The following is a 16,350-nucleotide window of genomic DNA, read 5'->3' as shown; positions in this document are numbered from 1 at the left end:
GCACCAAACCCACCGAGGGACATATGACGGTCTCGATCTCTGCCGCCCTGAAAGCATTCTCCGAAGGAGAGATCGTCATCGTCACTGACGATGATGATCGAGAAGCCGAAGGAGATCTCGTCGTCGCAGCGTCACTTTGCTCAACCGAGAAGATGGCGTTTATAATCCGCCACACCTCCGGGATCGTCTGCGCACCCATCACGTCGGACCATGCGCGTCGTTTGAGACTAGATCCAATGGTCATCAACAACGACTCCAACCACACCACCGCTTTCACCGTCTCGATCGATTACAAACCTGACGGCGGGACCGGGATCTCGGCTGAAGAACGCGCCTCCTGCTGCCGGGCCCTGGCCAACCCCAACGTCGGCGCAAGCGACTTTGCACGACCTGGCCATATCTTTCCTCTTATTTCAAAGGAGGGCGGCGTTCTGATGCGGTCGGGTCATACCGAAGCTGCGGTCGACCTGTGCTGGTTGACCAAACTGGCTCCGGTCGGAGTCATCAGTGAACTGATGAACGACGACGGGTCCGTGATGAAGGGTTCGCAAGTTCGAGATTTTGCCTCCAGGCACGCTCTGAAGCACGTAACCATTGCCGATATCATCGGTTTCCGGCAGGCGCGGGAGAAGTTGGTTGAAAGGGTCTCAAGTGTGACCGCCGACAGCCCGATTGGTCCGCTGCAGGGATATTCGTATCGCACGCTGTTCGATCCTATCCACCACGTGGCATACGTGTATGGCGAGATCGGTGACGGCAAAAACATACTGACCCGATTTTACAAGCCAAACATCATACGAGACATGTTCTCGGGGCAAGCCCAAGCCAAGATGAACGTTGTGCTGCAACGCTTCAAAGAGAACGGATCCGGTGTGCTTATCTATCTCAGAGACGGCGCGGCTGGCGTTCTGCCGGCCCCCCCGCCCCCATCGTCTTCCTCGGACGAGCATCGCAATCGGCAGTGGCGCGAGATCGGCGTTGGAGCGCAGATATTGCGAGATCTTGGCATAACCTCCATCCGCCATCTGACATCGTCCACCCATCACTTCAAGGGGCTTGCGGGATTCGGCATCGAGATCATCAGAAACGAGCAACTTCGATAGATTAAGGATACAGCATGGAGCGCTTTCGCGGCCACGCCGTTCCTCGATACGGCGAGGTAAGTCGCAATTTCAGCGTTCTCGATCTAAGCAAAGAGGGCAGCTCAAGCGGACGTCCGTCGACAGGGTCAGGTGATGGGAAGGCCCCCTGCGATCGTCGAATTTCCTGTTCCGTTCAGGAGTTGAAAAATATCGTCGTGGAAATCTATCGGGCGACCCATGACAGCCAATAGCAAGTCGGAAGGCCAGCTCGCTTAGCTGAAATGCAGCCAGGGCGTCCGTGCACCTCGCTTGATACGGTCGGAAAAATAGCGCGCCGGCGACTTGCCGAGCGCTTTCTTGAACATCGTTATGAAAGCGCTGACGGAGTCGTAGCCGAGAACCTCGGATACTGCTTGCACTGAATCTCCCGCCGACAGCCGCTGAAGCGCGATGATGATGTGCAATTGTTGGCGCCATCGACTGAACGTCATGCCGGTCTCAGCGACGACGAGGCGCATCAAGGTTCGCTCCCCGAGCGCCATTGCCTCTCCCCACTCTGCCACCGTACGGCGATCCGCCGGGTTTTCCATCAAAGCATCTGCGATCGCACGCAGCTTTGAATGGCGCGTAACCGGAAGATGCAATTGCTCAGTCGGCATCTCGATGAGTTCGTTCAGCAAAACCGCGACTATATGAGCCGTCGGACCTTCCTGATCATAGAGGGGCGTCAGTGTTGCCAGTCGATGAATGACCTCGTGCAGCAGAGGAGAGATCGACAACGTGCAGCACTCCCGCGGAACGGACGCCGCATTCATATCCACATACAGGAAGTAGATGCTGGCATTGGCGGTCGCGTGGTTGCTGTGCGGCATGCCTCCGGGAATCCAGACGCCGCATCGCGGAGGCACCATCCAAAGTCCACCAGGAGCCTCGCAGGTCACGCCCCCCCGTTGGGCCAGAACCAGCTGTCCTTTCCGATGCGTGTGGATCGGAATTTCGTCCTCTTTCTCCTGCGTATCGACCATGAGTGCCACGACGGGACGGTCAAGCGAGTCCGGATCAAGCTCACGAAAGTACTGGAGGAGAGAGCCGCGCATTGTCATCTTTTAGCAATTTTTTGGTAAAGTAACGAAATTCCTGGAGGGCCGCAAATTCTATCGTTCGGGTGCTTGTCAGACCTGGAATTCGAACGATGACCCGAACGCTCCTCTCCCGCATTTTCGGAGACGCCATTTTTCCCGGCAGCTTCGACCCCAGATGGGCGCTGTTTTCGGCCAATTCGTTCATCGCGGCGATGCTCGCAATCTACCTGGCGTTTCGTCTGGGCCTGCAGAGGCCCTACTGGGCGATGCTCACTGTCTACCTTACCGCCCAACCGCTCGCCGGCGCCGTTCGTTCGCGAGCCGTTTACCGCTTGCTCGGCACTCTGCTCGGCGCCAGCGCAGCCGTGGCGTTTGTCCCACTGCTGGTCAATCAGCCATCCTTGATGACACTCGCCATCACGAGCTGGGCCGCGTTCTGTCTGTACGTTTCCCTTCAGCATCGCACTCCTCGCAGTTACGCCTTTGTGCTGGCAGGATACACAGCCACGACCGTCGCGTTCTCGAGTGTAGCCGCTCCACATCTGGTGTTCGACGTCGCTCTGGCCCGCGTCGAGGAGATTGTGCTCGGCATCTGCTGCGCAACGGCCGTTCATACTCTGCTCTTTCCAAGCGACGTCACCAGTGCCCTTATCAAGTCGATTGATGCAGCGGTTCGTGATGCCTCCGCTTGGACAGCAGATGTCTTCCTCAAGCACGCTCCGACCAAGAGCAACGCGGCACGCTGGCGGCTAGCTTCGGACGTTACGCAGTTCGAAATACAGTTGACCCACCTCCGTTTCGACACAGCAGCAGCGAAACCGCCGATCTGGGCGATTCGGGCCCTGCAGGACAAGCTCGCGCTCGTCCTTCCAACGCTGACAGCGATCGAAGACAGGCTGGATGCACTGGGGGAGCGGCGTACGCCGGAACTCGATCTGCTTCTCTCAAAGCTGGGCGAATGGGTGCGGGCCCCCGCTAAATCGCAGCACAGCGCAGACGACCTGATGCGCTTCTGCGCAGAATTCAAAGTCGCACCTCCTGCCACGCAAAACGAATGGGATACGTTGCTCGTATCCAGCTTGATCGCCAAATCATCGGCGATGATCGAAACATTGGGCGCGATCCTGGAACTAAGTGGGGTCATCCAGGGATCCAAGCCTGCTTCCCACCTAGCGACGGCATCTGCTTCCAAAATCCATCGTGCCAAGAGAACCCTCCATCGTGACCAGGGCCTCGCGGCGTTATCCGTCGCCGCTTTTTTTGCGGCGGTCCTTGGCTGCGCCGCGGTCTGGATCGCCACGGCATGGCCGGAAGGCGGCATCGCCGCGCAGATCGCCGCTATTGCTGCAGCGCTCTACAGCAGCCTCGACGATCCTGCACCCACGCTGATGTCCTACACACTCTGGACTGTGGCGTCGCTGCCGATCGCAGCCATCTACCTCTTTGTCATCTTCCCAGCAATCGATGGGTTTCCGATGCTGGCGGCCTCGCTGGCTCCGCCGTTTCTCGTCATCGGCTATCTACAGGCCAATCCGCGTCACATTGTCAAAGCGTTGGCCCTCGGACTCGGTCTGATCGGGGCACTCGATCTGCAGACCAGATTCTTGGCGGACTTCGCTTCGTTCGCTAACGTCAATGCAGCGTCACTAATCGGTCTTATTGCGGCGTTCTTGGCAGTTCGCGCATTTCGCTCTGTGACTGCAAAGCACGCGGCCAAACGCCTGATCCGGCATGGCTGGGTCGATCTAGCAATCCTGGCCGGTGCCCACAGATCGATGAACCGAGAACGCTGGGTGGGCGTAATGCTCGACCGTCTCGGCCTGATCGTTCCGAGATTGGCGCTGTCCGGCGCGGACGTAGAAACAGAAGCTGGCCGCTCGCTTGCCGCTCTACAGATGGGACTGGATCTGCTCGACCTGAAATCAAGCGTGGCGAACGCGAACGAACACGGGAGCGAGCATCTCGAAGGTCTTGTTGTCAAACTGTCGCACGCCTTCCGATGGTTTGCATCTGGGAATATCGAGCTCCCTCTCGAGGAAGCGCAGGCATTGTGCGCGACCATTGATACCGAACTTCGCGAATACTGCAAATGGGACGCCGCAATCCAGCGAGCAAGACTAACCGCGCTGGTCGGCTTACGCCGCGCCCTGTTTCCAGATGCACCAGCTCCTACTTGTAGCAGAGTTGCGTGATGACTGAAGAGATCAACGTCGCGGGTGTGTTCATACCGACCTTTGTCGTCGCCTGTATCTTCGCGCTCGGGCTAGGGATGGCACTGTCCGCAACACTCAACCGCGCTGTTTCATTCGAGATCAAGAGCTTCGCATGGCACCCCGCGCTATTCGATTTCGCAATCTTCTTGATTCTCGTCGACATCTGCTACACGCTACTTGGAAAGTTTCTGCCGTGACTACCAGACGTTCGATTCCGCGCATCGTTGTTACTGGTCTGGTCGTCGCAATTGCGGCGCCGATTGCCATCAAATTGTGGGACCACTACGAGGAGGCTCCCTGGACGCGTGACGGCCACGTCCGCGCCGACGTCGTCGCCGTGGCTTCGGACGTCTCCGGGCTGGTCGAAGAGGTTCTGATCAAGGACAATCAGGCGGTTCGCAAAGGTGACGTACTCATCCGGCTGGATCCGCAGCGCTTCCGCCTGGCCGTCCAGCAGGCAGAAGCCGTGGTCGCAAGCCGCGAAGCCGCGCTTGAACGGGCCTCTAATGACCGTACCCGCTATGAAAAGCTTAGCGACGGCGTTGTCTCTCAACAGCAGCGCGAGACGGTCCGCGCCGCTGACCTCCAGGCGAAGGCTACCTACAATCAAGCGCTTGCGGATCTGGAAATCGCACATCTTAACCTGATCCGATCAGAAATCCGAGCGCCGGTGAGTGGTCGCGTAACGAACCTCGATCTGCGGCCGGGCGCCTATCTGCCGGCGGGACGAGGCATAATGGCGCTGATCGAAACCGATACGGTGCGTGCGGAAGGCTACTTCGAAGAAACAAAGCTCGCGCGCATCCATGTAGGCGACCCTGCCGACGTCATCCTGATGGGAGGCTCGACACTGAGAGGAGAGGTCGAGAGCATCGCCCGCGGAATTGAAGATCGCGAACGGAGTTCCGGTGCGAGCATGCTGGCGAACATCAATCCGACCTTCTCGTGGGTTCGGCTTGCACAGCGAATTCCAGTACGGATCAAGCTCCATGCGAAAAATAATGCGGATGAACTGATCGTTGGACGGACCGTGACAATTCAGATCGATAGCGACAATAGCCCCAATCCAACAACTACGAAAATGCTGGGGTCACGCATCTTGCGTCTCTTGCGATCAGCAGCAGCGATACCGGAGCGCTTTGAAGATGCAGCAGCCTTCGACGCCCAACACTGGACTGCAAACCGGTCTCGCTAGCCGGTCAGCGCAGTATCCGCAGCACGAACAGGCCCCTGGCCAGCTGCATAGCCGCATCCCATTCGGCACTTTGGGGGTGACGGCTGCAATTTCGGCATAAAATGCCGGGCTTATTATGAGAATAGGCAAAGACAACAAAATGTACGAGGCACAACTCTGTGGTTGGTTACCAGAGGGTTTGCCTTGACTTCACCGGCTGCGAAGGGCTGCTCTTTCGTCCTTTATTGCGGGCACAATCAAGGAACTGGGCGAGATCTCGGCTCTCGCACTATGCACGGTTTTCTCGGCAGCGATGCACCGCATCTTTCAAAATTTCATTGATCTCCTAGCGACCGCAGAAGATCTCCAAGACTTCTCCAAAGCCATGGCGTACACAGCGACCGCTTTGGACCTATCAAGCTTTGCTTATCTAGCCCTCCAGCGAGCCGGCGGAGGCAAACCGCGCATAATTTCCACATATCCATCGCAGTGGGTAGCGCACTATCAGAAAAACAACTACCAAACACTTGATCCCGTTATCGGAGAAGCTCTTCGAACTCCCGAGCCCTTTCGTTGGGGGATCGATTTCAATTCGAAGTTCACATCGATGGCACAGCATCGGCTTTTCGAAGAGGCCGCGAAATTCGGAATTCGGTTTGGCTTTACGGTGCCGATTCACGATGGCCACGGCCCCATCGCTGCATTGACCTTTTCCGTTGACCAGAGCCGCCCACAATTCGAACGGTTCATTGAATCACATGGACGTGTTCTTCAGCTTATGGCGATGTATTTCCATGCTCATACCCGCCGAAAGCTAGCGAGCGTATACAATATCGACGGGACATGTCTGTCTCCGCGTGAGTTCGAATGCTTGGAGTGGGCAGCTCGAGGCAAGAGCGCTTGGGAGATCGGATGCATTCTCGGCATCTCGCGCAATACGGTTGCCTTCTACCTAGAAGGCGCGAAGAAAAAACTCGGTGTTCGGACGATTGTGCAAGCGGTAGCCCGCTTAGCCGCTGTGAAAAGAAAGCAGCAAAATTAGGGGCGGAGCCCCCTACAACTACAGGTAATGACTTGGGATCCGTGATCCGCTCCAAAGGTGACGATGTACACCCCTGGAGGGACTATGATTCAGCTAATCACACCGCCCTTGTATGGCCAGTTCGCCGAAACCCTCGCCGAAATGCATCGGTTACGGTATCGCGTTTTCAAACTTCGCATGGCATGGGACGTTCAAACCAGCGGCGGCATGGAGATCGACGACTTCGATGCATTGCATCCCGCTTACCTAGTCCAGCTATGTGACAACGGGCAGGTGCAAGGTTCCGTACGCCTCCTCCCCACAATTGGCCCGACCATGCTTTGCGACACCTTCCCTAGGCTTCTCGAAGGCCAACCCGCGCCGTCAACTCCTCTCGTTTGGGAAAGTAGTAGATTCGCGATCGATGTTGCTGCCGATGCGCCGAAGGGGGATCACGGTCTTACTCGTGCTGCTTACGAACTATTTGCGGGAATGGTCGAGTTCGGCCTCTCAAGACAACTCACTGACATCGTTACCGTCACAGACGTCCGTATGGAGCGAATCCTTCGACGAGCCGGTTGGCCCCTGCGGCGCATTGGCAATCCTTCCGCAATTGGCAACACCTTAGCCGTGGCGGGTTACCTTGAGATCTCGCGCGATACTCTGGCCAACCTTCGTAAAGCCGGCGGGCTTTCGACACCGGCCCTTTGGACGCCAGTAATCTTCGCGGCCGCGTAGAACGATACAGGCCAACAAACGATATGCCCGTTCCCGCCTAGAGCGGGGACGCCGTGTCTTGCGGTTCGCTTACCGAGCTATGAACATGACGGAAATTGAGACTAGGAACGGTCAGCGAAACGCGGCAAGAGCTGTTGACCTGCAACAGCTTCGACTTGCGGTTGCCGCTTGTGACCATGGAAGTTTTCGACGAGCCGCGGAAGCGCTTTCGATGAAGCACACCGCCTTTAGCCGTTCTATTGGCCAGCTTGAGTACCTGTTGGGAACTTCACTGTTTGAGCGCTCAAGTGGGGGAATAAAGCCTACACTGGCAGGCCGAGAGGTTCTGCGAATCGCGCGGTTGATTCTGGAACAAGTCGACATGCTCCTTGACACAGGAAGGTCCGGTGGTCGCGGCGACACTGGCCATCTTGTCATCGGCTTCTTCACATCTATGTCCACCGGCAATTTGCGAGCGACGATAGGTGAGCTCAAGAAACTACTACCAGGCCTCGAAATAGCAACGATGGAGCGCTCACGCTTCCGTCTGGTGACCGCTCTCCGTAACGGAACCGTCGACGTTGTCGTTAGCCCTGGACGTCTGCCTTCAAAAGACACCAGATCACTGCTGCTGTGGAGCGAGCGCATCCTGATCTCGCTGCCCCAAGATCACTGGCTGGCCGCACGCGAGATCACCTATTGGACCGATTTGCGTAACGAGAAGATCCTTCTAAGCAAGTATGATCCTGGGCGAGAGCTCGAGGATCTTCTGATTTCGAAGCTCGTGCCAGCTGACGACCGCCCTACGGTAGAGCGACATGACGTGAGCCGTGGAATTATCAAGAGTCTAACGAGTATGGGCATGGGGCTAAGCCTGGCGATGGAATCGGATATTGGTGCAAGTTTCGCTGGCCTTGTGTATCGAGAGTTGCAGGACGGAGCGGGACCAAGCCGGGTGGACTTCTATGCGCATTGGCGCGACGACAATGAGAATCCGGCTCTGAAGCGTTTCCTCAATCTGTTGGCAGACCGCTATCCCTCACCCTCGCCGACCCTTGGGGAATGACCAGTTCGTCTCGCCTTTGCAAATCCGCGATCTGCGGCCATGAAGCGTGCCAACATGGGCGCGATCAGTTTTGCCGGATCGATGCGCTGCCCGTTTTCGCGTGCCACAGCCTCTGCATAGGCGACGAGATCCCGATGGACTGACGCTGGAAGCTCGGTGGTGACCTTAACCGGCTTGTCGTCTGGCAGCGCTCCTATTCTCAGCTTGGGCATCCCCTATCCTCCGTAAGGTGCAAGTATGAGGTCGCGATTGACGACAACGCGAACCGGGAAACCAGGTCGCACGGTCAGCGTCGGCTGGACGTTAAGACTCCGCCGAACTACCTGCTGTCCGGTCTGGTTCAGTGAGTCCGAGGCGCCGTGCCGCAATGCCTGGATGATCGCGCTGTCGTTGCTGTTGCTGTCCGATCCGGCACCCAGTTCGGTCCCGACCGCCAGAAACGTCGACAGTGCCGCAGCCTTGAAGAGCTCACCCCAGTGATTGTCGACCTGGTCTTCAAGCCCGGCGTATCCAGCGGTGTCAGCGCCGGGCTGCCGCTCGAGCACGATGGAGCGTCCATTTGGCATGATCAGTCGGGTCCAGACGAGCAGGACACGTGACTGGCCGAAAGTGACCTGACTATCGTAGATCCCGATCAAACGCGCTCCCTGAGGCACAAGCAGAAAGCGGCCAGTCGGCGTGTCATAGACATTCTCGGTGACCTGCGCCGTAAGTTGGCCTGGCAGGTCCGACCGGATTCCGGTGATCAGGGCTCCCGGAATAACTGTCCCCGCCTGCACGATATATGGTGAAGCTGGTTTGGTGAGGCGATCAGGGCTGACCGTGCGGCGATCCACAGAGGCGTTCACGAAGGCAAGCTTGCGGCCCTGACCGTTCTGCGTAAATCCATCGTCATTAGTATTCGTCGGGCTTTGTGATGCGATGCGATCGCTCCCTACACCTGCAGGCGTAAGCTCACGCGCCTCTCTCCCATTGGTCGAGGCGAACAGATGGCTGACACGAGCAGCTTCCGTCTCTTGATCCCGGCGCTGCTGGTCCGGATTAGCGCCGATCGTCGGCGACTGTCCTTGGGCCGCAAGGATCGGCCGACCAAGGTCCCCGGGAAGCGGCGGCCCCAGTTGCGGGATTGGCTGGCGTGGAATGCCAGCGTAGTCCTTCGGTAGCGCCGTAATACCGTCGGCGACATTGTGATGGTCGGTACTGTAAAGCTCATCGGCCGCCTGCTCTCGAGGGCGATTCTCCTGCAGCGACCACAGCACGGCTCCCCCGATGACAAGCAGGGCCACCGCGCTCCCTCCCGCCAGTACTTTCCGTGACAACCGCGTCACGGGCGGGTGCTCCGCTCTCAAGCGAAAGCTTCCGGACTGATCCTCTTGGGTCTCAGGCGGAGCCGCTTGCTCCTGATCGTTTCCATTCCGGGTGTTCATGACGACGGCCTCCCGTCGGTCCGAACAATACGGACCTTCTGTTGGTGCTCGCCGCCAAGCCGCAGTTCGGCTGCCGCAAACAGTCGATCGACGATCAGCACGTTGCCGTAAGCGCGATAGTTGACGAGTTCAGTCTTGCCGTCTGGACGGATGACGAAGAGCGGAGGCATCTCGCCTTGCACGATGCCTTGCGGGAATTCGACATAGACCTTGCGGCCATCGTCATATGCGGCGAGCGGCCGCCAAGGAGGACTGTCGCCTTCGATGGCATAGCGGGAGATACGCTGCGCTGGATCCGGAAGAACGGGCTTGAGAGATGCTGAACGCGACCGTTCGCGTACAGTCTCAGGATAGTACCAGGCAACGGATGGCATGTATGGCCTCTCGCGAGAGCGGAGCTCGATCAGATAGGTGCGCCGATCGGTATTGACGACAAGATTAGTCTCGATCGAAGCTCGGGTGGGCTTGACCAGGATATGGACGCGCCGCGTGTCACCGCTCCCGCTCTCGGTATCGCCCACGACCCAGCGCACGGTATCTCCAGCCGCGATCGGCCCGGATCCAGTCAACTGTTCTCCCTCCTCGAGCGCGATATCTGTGATCTGCCCCGGTGCGGCGTAGATCTGGTAGAGTGCCCCAGGACTGTAGGCGTAGATTTGCGCAGCGTTGTAATACCCCCGCTTGCGCGGTTCGACCCGGGCTGCGCTGTTTGCGGCCTCAACTCGTCCCACGGGTTCAGCGTCCTCCTTCCCTCCCAACTTGCCGCCGAGAGCCGGCTTCCAGAGCGGTGGAACGTGGAGCGGTCGCGATCTGTCGTCGAGAGCCACTGGCGTCGCCGGTAACGGAGGAACTTCAGCATCGTAGCTGATTGCGGGCGGAATGTAGGTGGCGCACCCGCCGAGCGCAGACGAACAAAGCAGAAGAGCGGACAGAAATGCACGCCTCGAGCTCACGAACTCGGACCAAGCTGAATTGAGCCTGCTTTGCCCAAAGGGATGCTTGGGATGAATGGCAGACGGCGTCTTGGTCACTGACCCAACTCCTTTGACCAGTTGATGGCGCGGACATAGACGCCAAGGGGATTCTTGCGCAGGCGTTCGGCATCGCGCGGAGGCTCGATCACGATCGTGAGGATTGCAGTCCAACGTTCGGTCGAACTCAGCGAACCGTTGTCGTAGGTGCGCTGGGTCCACGCGACCCGAAAGCTTTCCGACGACGCGCGAATGACGCTCGAGACGTCGACAGAGATTTGCGCCTTACCCAGCTTGGCAAATGGGTCATTGTTGCGCGCATAGTCGTTGAGCGCAGCGGCGCCGCGATCCGTCGTAAAATCATAGGCCCGGAGCCAGTTCTGACGCAGAACGATGCCGTCCGCCGGCAGACCTCTGACATCCTCGATAAAGCGTGCCAGATGGTAGGCGATCTGCGCATCAGTGGGTTGATAGTCGATGTTGGCCGGCGCAACCCTTTGAGCCTGGCCAAGGTGATCGACTTCAACTACCCAGGGCGTGATCGAGCCCTGGCTCGATTGCCAGACCAACCCACCGGCGAGACCGGCCGATAGCATCAGGCAGCCGAACGCCATCAAGCGCCAGTTCTTGGCCTGCACGCGGGCCGATCCAATGCGTTCGTCCCAAACCTGCGCTGCTTTCTGATACGGCGTAACCGGTTCGGGCATGCGCCCGTAGTGCACTGATGGTCGTTTGAACATCGATAATTGCCCCTGAGATCAAGTGGTCGGTTTCGAGTCGTGCGATGGAAGAGTTTGAGGCGCTGCTATGCGGCGGAGGTGCTGTGGCGCGTCTCAGCGCTCTCCTTCGGACAAATCGACGGAGGAGCCGCTGCCACCATGATCGCCCGAGCGGACGGCGTGGCCAGCAGCCGAGGCACCATGCCGAATGGTCTCGGCACGCTTCATGCGGCGCGCCCAATCAGGCTGCCCTTCAGCCGAAGTGCTCGCGGCCTGCTCGCCCGCTTGCCCACCCCCGAAGGCAGCCGCTGCTTGACGCAAAGGACTCATCGCAGCCGAGCTGCCCGCCTCCGCGACGCCAGCAAGGCCGCCGCTTCGATAGGCGGCTGATGCTCCCCTTATGACAGCGCCGCCACCGCGCGCGGTGCCTGCAATCGCGCCGCCAGCGAGACCAGCGCCGCCGGCTGCGACACCTGCGCCTGCCGCAACAATGCCGCCGGCAGCAAGGCTTGTTCCAATCGCGGCACCCGCGCCAAGCTGGGGTCCGCCCGCCACCAGGCCGTTTGCGATACCCGGACCGAAGATACCAAGGCCCAGCAAGGAGAGTGCCGCAAGCACCAGAGTCATCGCGTCTTCGATGGTTGGCTGATTGCCACCAAAGCCAGCGGTGAACTGCGAGAACAGCGTCGATCCAATGCCGACGATGACGGCCAGAACCAGGACCTTGATCCCTGAAGATATGACGTTGCCCAAAACCCGTTCTGCGGCAAAGGCGGTCTTGCCGAACAGGCCAAATGGAATGAGCACAAAGCCGGCCAGCGTCGTGAGCTTGAACTCGATCAGGGTGACGAAGAGCTGGATCGCCAGAATGAAGAAGGCGAGCAACACCACGACCCAGGCGAACAGGAGAACGACGATCTGGACGAAATTCTCAAAGAAGCTGATGTAACCCATCAGGTTGGAGATCGAGTCGAGCAAGGGTCGGCCAGCGTCGAGTCCGACTTGAGCGATCTTTCCAGGTCTCAGGAAATCGGATGCGGACAGGCTTGCGCCCGTTGCTTTCAGCCCAAGACCGGAGAAACTCTCGAAGACGATGCGCGCCAAACTGTTCCAGTTGCCGATAAGGTAAGCAAAAACGCCGACGAAGAGCGTCTTCTTGACGAGGCGCGCGATGATGTCTTCGTCCGGCCCCCAACTCCAGAACAACGCAGCAAGCGTGATGTCGATCGCCGCAAGGGTCGCTGCGAGATACCCGACTTCGCTACCGAGCAGCCCAAAGCCGTTGTCGATATATCGCGTGAACGTTTCCAGGAAATGGTCAATGATCCCGGTACCAGTCATGGCTTGCTCGCCTCAGGTATCGCCGGTTGCGGATAACCTTGCGGGATCCGGCTCTGGTCTTTTGGACCCGGCGCCAAGCCTGCAGAATCATCTCGGCCAGGATCTGTCGGACCGTTCTTCTTGCCGAAGAAGCGACGCCGGTTTTCGGCCCATACTTGCTTGCAGTGCTGATAACCCGCTGCTCCCTCCGCAGTGACACTGTTGCAGCGTGCGAGTTCAGAGCTGGTTGCATCTGTCGTCTGCTCCGCCTTCGGCAGCGCGGGCGGCTCGTCGCCACCGCGAAGCTGAATCGTACAGGCCGAGACCACTAATACGCCGGTCGTCGTAAGCAGCGACAATGCCTTGAACGCCTTTATGTCGGTCATTAGTGGAACATCTGCACGTTGGAGGATTGATAGCCCTGCCCCGGTGTCAGGAAGCGCCGAAGCTGTTCTCGTCCCTGATCCTGAGCCGAGGCGCGCTGAGCCGCTTCAAGGCTCTGCGCCCTACCTTGCGCGGTCACGACAGCGGTAAGATCGGCAAGTTGCTGCGCGTTCAGCGCAAGAATCTGATTGCCAGCCTGCGCTGCCTGCAACGCGCCGCTGGCGCTTTGGCTGGACGTTACAAGCGCGGACGTCTGGATGCGATTGGTGTCGAGGTTGCCAACGATGCCGGCCTGGACGCGAAGCGCATCTTGCGTCGCGGCATACGAATTCTGCCAACGCGATTGAGCATTGGCGATCAGCAACTGATCCGACTGGCTGCTGGTAGCTGGCGCGTAGCTCGTCGAGAAGGCATGATCGATCTGCTGGACGTCGTAGGCAATGCGCTGGGCTTGGGCCAGCAATTGCTGAGTCCGCTGGATCGAAGATTGCAGTTGCTGTAGCGACGAGTATGGCAGGTTTGCCAGGTTCTTCGCCTGGTTGATCAACATCTGCGCCTCGTTCTGCAACGAGGTGATCTGATTGTTGATCTGCTGCAGTTCTCGTGCGGCAGTCAGGACGTTCTGAACGTAGTTGTTGGGATCGAAGACGATCAGCGCCCTTGCAGGCACCGTGACGCCCAGAATCAGCGCGACCGTGCCAGCAGCCGCCAATAGACCAAGACGCCTCATAGCGATTTCTCCAGATTGACGAGATTGGGGATCAGGTCGATGGCCCAGGCCACGTCACGGTGCTGGAGCCAGGCTGGCACGAAGCCGTCAGGGCCATGTTCGATGAAGAGTTGCGCGATGGCAGCCTGGTCTATCTTGGAAGAGGCTGCAGTGAATGCGAGCGCGACCTCACCAAGGCCAAGTTCGAACATCCGGTTTCCGCGACGCGACTGGCAATAGTAGTCGCGCTTTGGCGTTGCCCGGCTCAGAAGCTCGATCTGGCGGTCATTGAGGCCAAAGCGGCGATAGATGGCAGTGATCTGCGGTTCGATCGCCCGTTCGTTCGGGAGCAACAATCGCGTTGGGCAGCTTTCGATGATCGCTGGTGCGATCGCGGAGCCGTCGATATCCGACAGCGACTGGGTGGCGAAGATGACGGACGCGTTCTTCTTCCGAAGCGTCTTCAGCCATTCGCGGAGCTGGCCGGCAAAGTCCTCGTCGTCGAGGGCAAGCCAGCCTTCATCGACAATGAGGAGTGTCGGCCGACCATCGAGCCGATCCCCAATACGATGAAAGAGGTACGCCAGCACGGCCGGGGCTGCGCTCGTCCCAATCAAACCTTCGGTCTCAAACGCCTGGACCGAGGCCTCGCCCAGGCGCTCGAATTCAGCATCAAGCAGACGCCCGGAGGGACCGCCCAGACAATAAGGTTGCAAGGCGCGCTTCAGGGAGTTCAATTGCAGCAGGACGGACAGGCCCGTGAGGGTGCGTTCCTCCCTCGGCGCCGAAGCGAGAGATGTCAGCGCCGACCACAGGTGATCCTTGACCTCCGGGGTGATCTCGACCTTTTCCCGTGCCAGGATCGCGCCGATCCATTCCGTCGCCCATCCGCGCTCGGAAGGATCATCAACCCAGGCCAGCGGCTGCAGGGCGACGGGTTGTTCACCTCCGTCGGACAATGCGCCGCCGAGATCATGCCAGTCGCCGCCCATGGCAAGTGCGGCCGCCCGAATTGAACCGCCGAAGTCGAACGCAAAGACCTGAGAGTTCGGATAGCGGCGGAATTGCAACGCCATCAGAGCCAGCAACACGGATTTGCCGGCGCCAGTCGGGCCGACCACGAGGGTGTGGCCGACGTCGCCGACGTGGAGGGAGAAGCGGAACGGCGTTGATCCCTCGGTCTTGCCGAACAACAGAGGCGGGCCTTTGAAGTGGAAGTCCCTCGCCTCGCCCGCCCACACGGCTGACATCGGAATCATGTGAGCGAGGTTAAGAGTCGAAACCGGAGGCTGCCGCACGTTGGCGTAGACATGGCCAGGCAGGCTGCCGAGCCAGGCTTCAACCGCGTTCACCGTCTCGATCATGCAGGTGAAATCGCGGCCCTGAATGACCTTCTCGACCAGCCTCAGCTTTTCATCGGCAGCATTGGGATCACGGTCCCAGACGGTAATGGTTGCCGTGACAAAGGCTTGCCCGATCTGATCCGACCCCAGTTCCTGCAACGCCGCGTCGGCATCTATCGCCTTGTTGTGGGCGTCGGTATCGAGCAGCGTCGAGGCCTCGTTGGTCATGACCTCCTTGAGAATGGCGCCGATGGATTTTCTCTTCGCAAACCACTGCCGCCGAATCTTGGTCAGCAGCCTGGCAGCGTCGGTCTTGTCGAGCATGATTGCGCGCGTCGACCAGCGATACGAGAATGCCAGACGATTCAGATCATCCAGGATCCCCGGCGTCGTCGCACCCGGAAAGCCGACAATCGTCAGGACCCGAATATTGGCCGAGCCCAGCATCGGCTCTAGCCCGCCAGTGAGCGGCTGGTCGGCCAACAGCGCATCGATGTACATCGGAATTTCTGGCACCCGAACGCGGTGACGCTTGGTCGAGATCGTCGAGTGCAGGTAGGTCAGCGTGGCCTGATCATCGAGCCAAGTGCATTCCGGCATGAACCCTTCGACGAGTTGAAGCACACGGTTTGTTTGGTCGATAAACCCGCGCAGCACCTCGCGCGCGTCGGCTCCAACGGTACGACCACGACCCTCGTAGAGCAGTCGCTCTGCTCGGGCGGCCCCCTCCTCGGGGGGCAAATAGAGGAAGGTGAGGAAATAGCTGGACTCATAGTGAGCGCCGGCCTCTTCAAACTGAGCTCTGCGCTCGGCGTCGACCAGCGCGGACGCGACATCCGGAAAGGAGTTAGGCGGGTAGGTCCCCGCAAAGTGACGTTGCGCCTCAACGAAAACGGCCCAACCCGATCCTAGACGACGCACGGCGTTGTTCAGACGGCCGGCAACGGCGACAAGTTCAGCCGGCACTGCGCTGTCGAGATCGGGGCCGCGGAACTTCGCCGTCCGTTGGAACGAGCCATCCTTGTTCAGGATGACTCCCTCGTCGACCAGGGCGGCCCACGGCAGGAAGTCGGCAAGACGCGCGTTGGAATGGCGGTATTCGGCAAGGTTCATCATGACCGA

The 16,350-nt window shown here is 59.2% G+C and carries 16 protein-coding genes; 7 read left to right on the top strand and 9 right to left on the bottom strand.

Annotated features, from left to right (window positions below):
• The first annotated feature begins 23 nt into the window (after positions 1-23).
• Positions 24-1,103, top strand: coding sequence for a 3,4-dihydroxy-2-butanone-4-phosphate synthase (ribB, locus tag BLV07_RS23635; protein WP_091890156.1), 1,080 nt, complete (start codon positions 24-26; stop codon positions 1,101-1,103).
• Positions 1,104-1,354: 251 nt separating this feature from the next.
• On the opposite strand, the gene BLV07_RS23630 is transcribed toward ribB, so the two are convergent.
• Positions 1,355-2,179: an AraC family transcriptional regulator gene (locus tag BLV07_RS23630; RefSeq protein ID WP_091890153.1), complete on the bottom strand. Its 825-nt coding sequence runs from the start codon at positions 2,177-2,179 to the stop codon at positions 1,355-1,357.
• Positions 2,180-2,274: 95 nt separating this feature from the next.
• Between BLV07_RS23630 and BLV07_RS23625 the strand changes: the two genes are divergently transcribed.
• The 6 genes from BLV07_RS23625 (at position 2,275) to BLV07_RS23600 (ending at position 8,355) form a co-directional block, all read left to right on the top strand.
• The gene (locus BLV07_RS23625; RefSeq protein ID WP_091890150.1) at positions 2,275-4,356 is read left to right on the top strand and encodes an FUSC family protein; all 2,082 of its coding nucleotides are present in this window, start codon (positions 2,275-2,277) and stop codon (positions 4,354-4,356) included.
• Positions 4,356-4,574, top strand: a complete 219-nt coding sequence (locus tag BLV07_RS23620; protein ID WP_091890147.1) for a DUF1656 domain-containing protein — start codon at positions 4,356-4,358, stop codon at positions 4,572-4,574. Before BLV07_RS23625 ends, BLV07_RS23620 begins: the two co-directional genes overlap by 1 nt.
• The gene (locus BLV07_RS23615) at positions 4,571-5,572 is read left to right on the top strand and encodes an efflux RND transporter periplasmic adaptor subunit (protein WP_244551196.1); all 1,002 of its coding nucleotides are present in this window, start codon (positions 4,571-4,573) and stop codon (positions 5,570-5,572) included. Before BLV07_RS23620 ends, BLV07_RS23615 begins: the two co-directional genes overlap by 4 nt.
• A gap of 292 nt (positions 5,573-5,864) precedes the next feature.
• Positions 5,865-6,593: a LuxR family transcriptional regulator gene (locus BLV07_RS23610; protein ID WP_091890141.1), complete on the top strand. Its 729-nt coding sequence runs from the start codon at positions 5,865-5,867 to the stop codon at positions 6,591-6,593.
• An 84-nt stretch (positions 6,594-6,677) separates the two neighbouring features.
• Positions 6,678-7,310, top strand: a complete 633-nt coding sequence (locus BLV07_RS23605; protein WP_091890304.1) for an acyl-homoserine-lactone synthase — start codon at positions 6,678-6,680, stop codon at positions 7,308-7,310.
• Between the two features lie 85 nt (positions 7,311-7,395).
• Positions 7,396-8,355: a LysR family transcriptional regulator gene (locus BLV07_RS23600; RefSeq protein WP_091890300.1), complete on the top strand. Its 960-nt coding sequence runs from the start codon at positions 7,396-7,398 to the stop codon at positions 8,353-8,355.
• On the opposite strand, the gene BLV07_RS23595 is transcribed toward BLV07_RS23600, so the two are convergent.
• The 8 genes from BLV07_RS23595 to trbE form a co-directional block, all read right to left on the bottom strand.
• Positions 8,322-8,567, bottom strand: a complete 246-nt coding sequence (locus tag BLV07_RS23595; RefSeq protein ID WP_091890138.1) for a DUF2274 domain-containing protein — start codon at positions 8,565-8,567, stop codon at positions 8,322-8,324. The genes BLV07_RS23600 and BLV07_RS23595 overlap by 34 nt on opposite strands.
• Positions 8,568-8,570: 3 nt before the next feature.
• Entirely contained in the window at positions 8,571-9,782 is a 1,212-nt protein-coding gene (locus BLV07_RS23590; RefSeq protein ID WP_091890135.1) for a TraB/TrbI/VirB10 family type IV secretion system protein, read from the bottom strand.
• Positions 9,779-10,813 (bottom strand): P-type conjugative transfer protein TrbG, encoded by a 1,035-nt coding sequence (gene trbG / locus BLV07_RS23585; RefSeq protein WP_176945713.1) that lies wholly within the window; start codon positions 10,811-10,813, stop codon positions 9,779-9,781. Before trbG ends, BLV07_RS23590 begins: the two co-directional genes overlap by 4 nt.
• The gene (gene trbF, locus BLV07_RS23580; RefSeq protein ID WP_091890132.1) at positions 10,810-11,493 is read right to left on the bottom strand and encodes a conjugal transfer protein TrbF; all 684 of its coding nucleotides are present in this window, start codon (positions 11,491-11,493) and stop codon (positions 10,810-10,812) included. The genes trbG and trbF overlap by 4 nt, the downstream gene beginning before the upstream one ends.
• Before the next feature lie 93 nt (positions 11,494-11,586).
• Entirely contained in the window at positions 11,587-12,813 is a 1,227-nt protein-coding gene (trbL, locus tag BLV07_RS23575) for a P-type conjugative transfer protein TrbL (RefSeq protein WP_091890130.1), read from the bottom strand.
• Positions 12,810-13,178 carry a putative entry exclusion protein TrbK-alt gene (gene trbK-alt, locus BLV07_RS23570; RefSeq protein ID WP_091890127.1) on the bottom strand — a complete coding sequence of 123 codons (369 nt, stop codon included), beginning with the start codon at positions 13,176-13,178 and terminating at the stop codon, positions 12,810-12,812. The genes trbL and trbK-alt overlap by 4 nt, the downstream gene beginning before the upstream one ends.
• Complete coding sequence (gene trbJ, locus BLV07_RS23565; protein ID WP_091890123.1) at positions 13,178-13,906, bottom strand: P-type conjugative transfer protein TrbJ; 729 nt, start codon at positions 13,904-13,906, stop codon at positions 13,178-13,180. The genes trbK-alt and trbJ overlap by 1 nt, the downstream gene beginning before the upstream one ends.
• On the bottom strand, positions 13,903-16,344 hold the full coding sequence (gene trbE / locus BLV07_RS23560) for a conjugal transfer protein TrbE (RefSeq protein WP_091890120.1): 2,442 nt from the start codon (positions 16,342-16,344) through the stop codon (positions 13,903-13,905). The genes trbJ and trbE overlap by 4 nt, the downstream gene beginning before the upstream one ends.
• Positions 16,345-16,350 lie beyond the last annotated feature (6 nt).

This window comes from Bradyrhizobium sp. Rc2d (genome assembly GCF_900099855.1).
In the GTDB taxonomy this organism is placed as follows: Bacteria; Pseudomonadota; Alphaproteobacteria; order Rhizobiales; family Xanthobacteraceae; genus Bradyrhizobium.
Note: the sequence above shows the minus strand (reverse complement) of the source record. Positions and strands in the feature narration are given on the sequence as shown.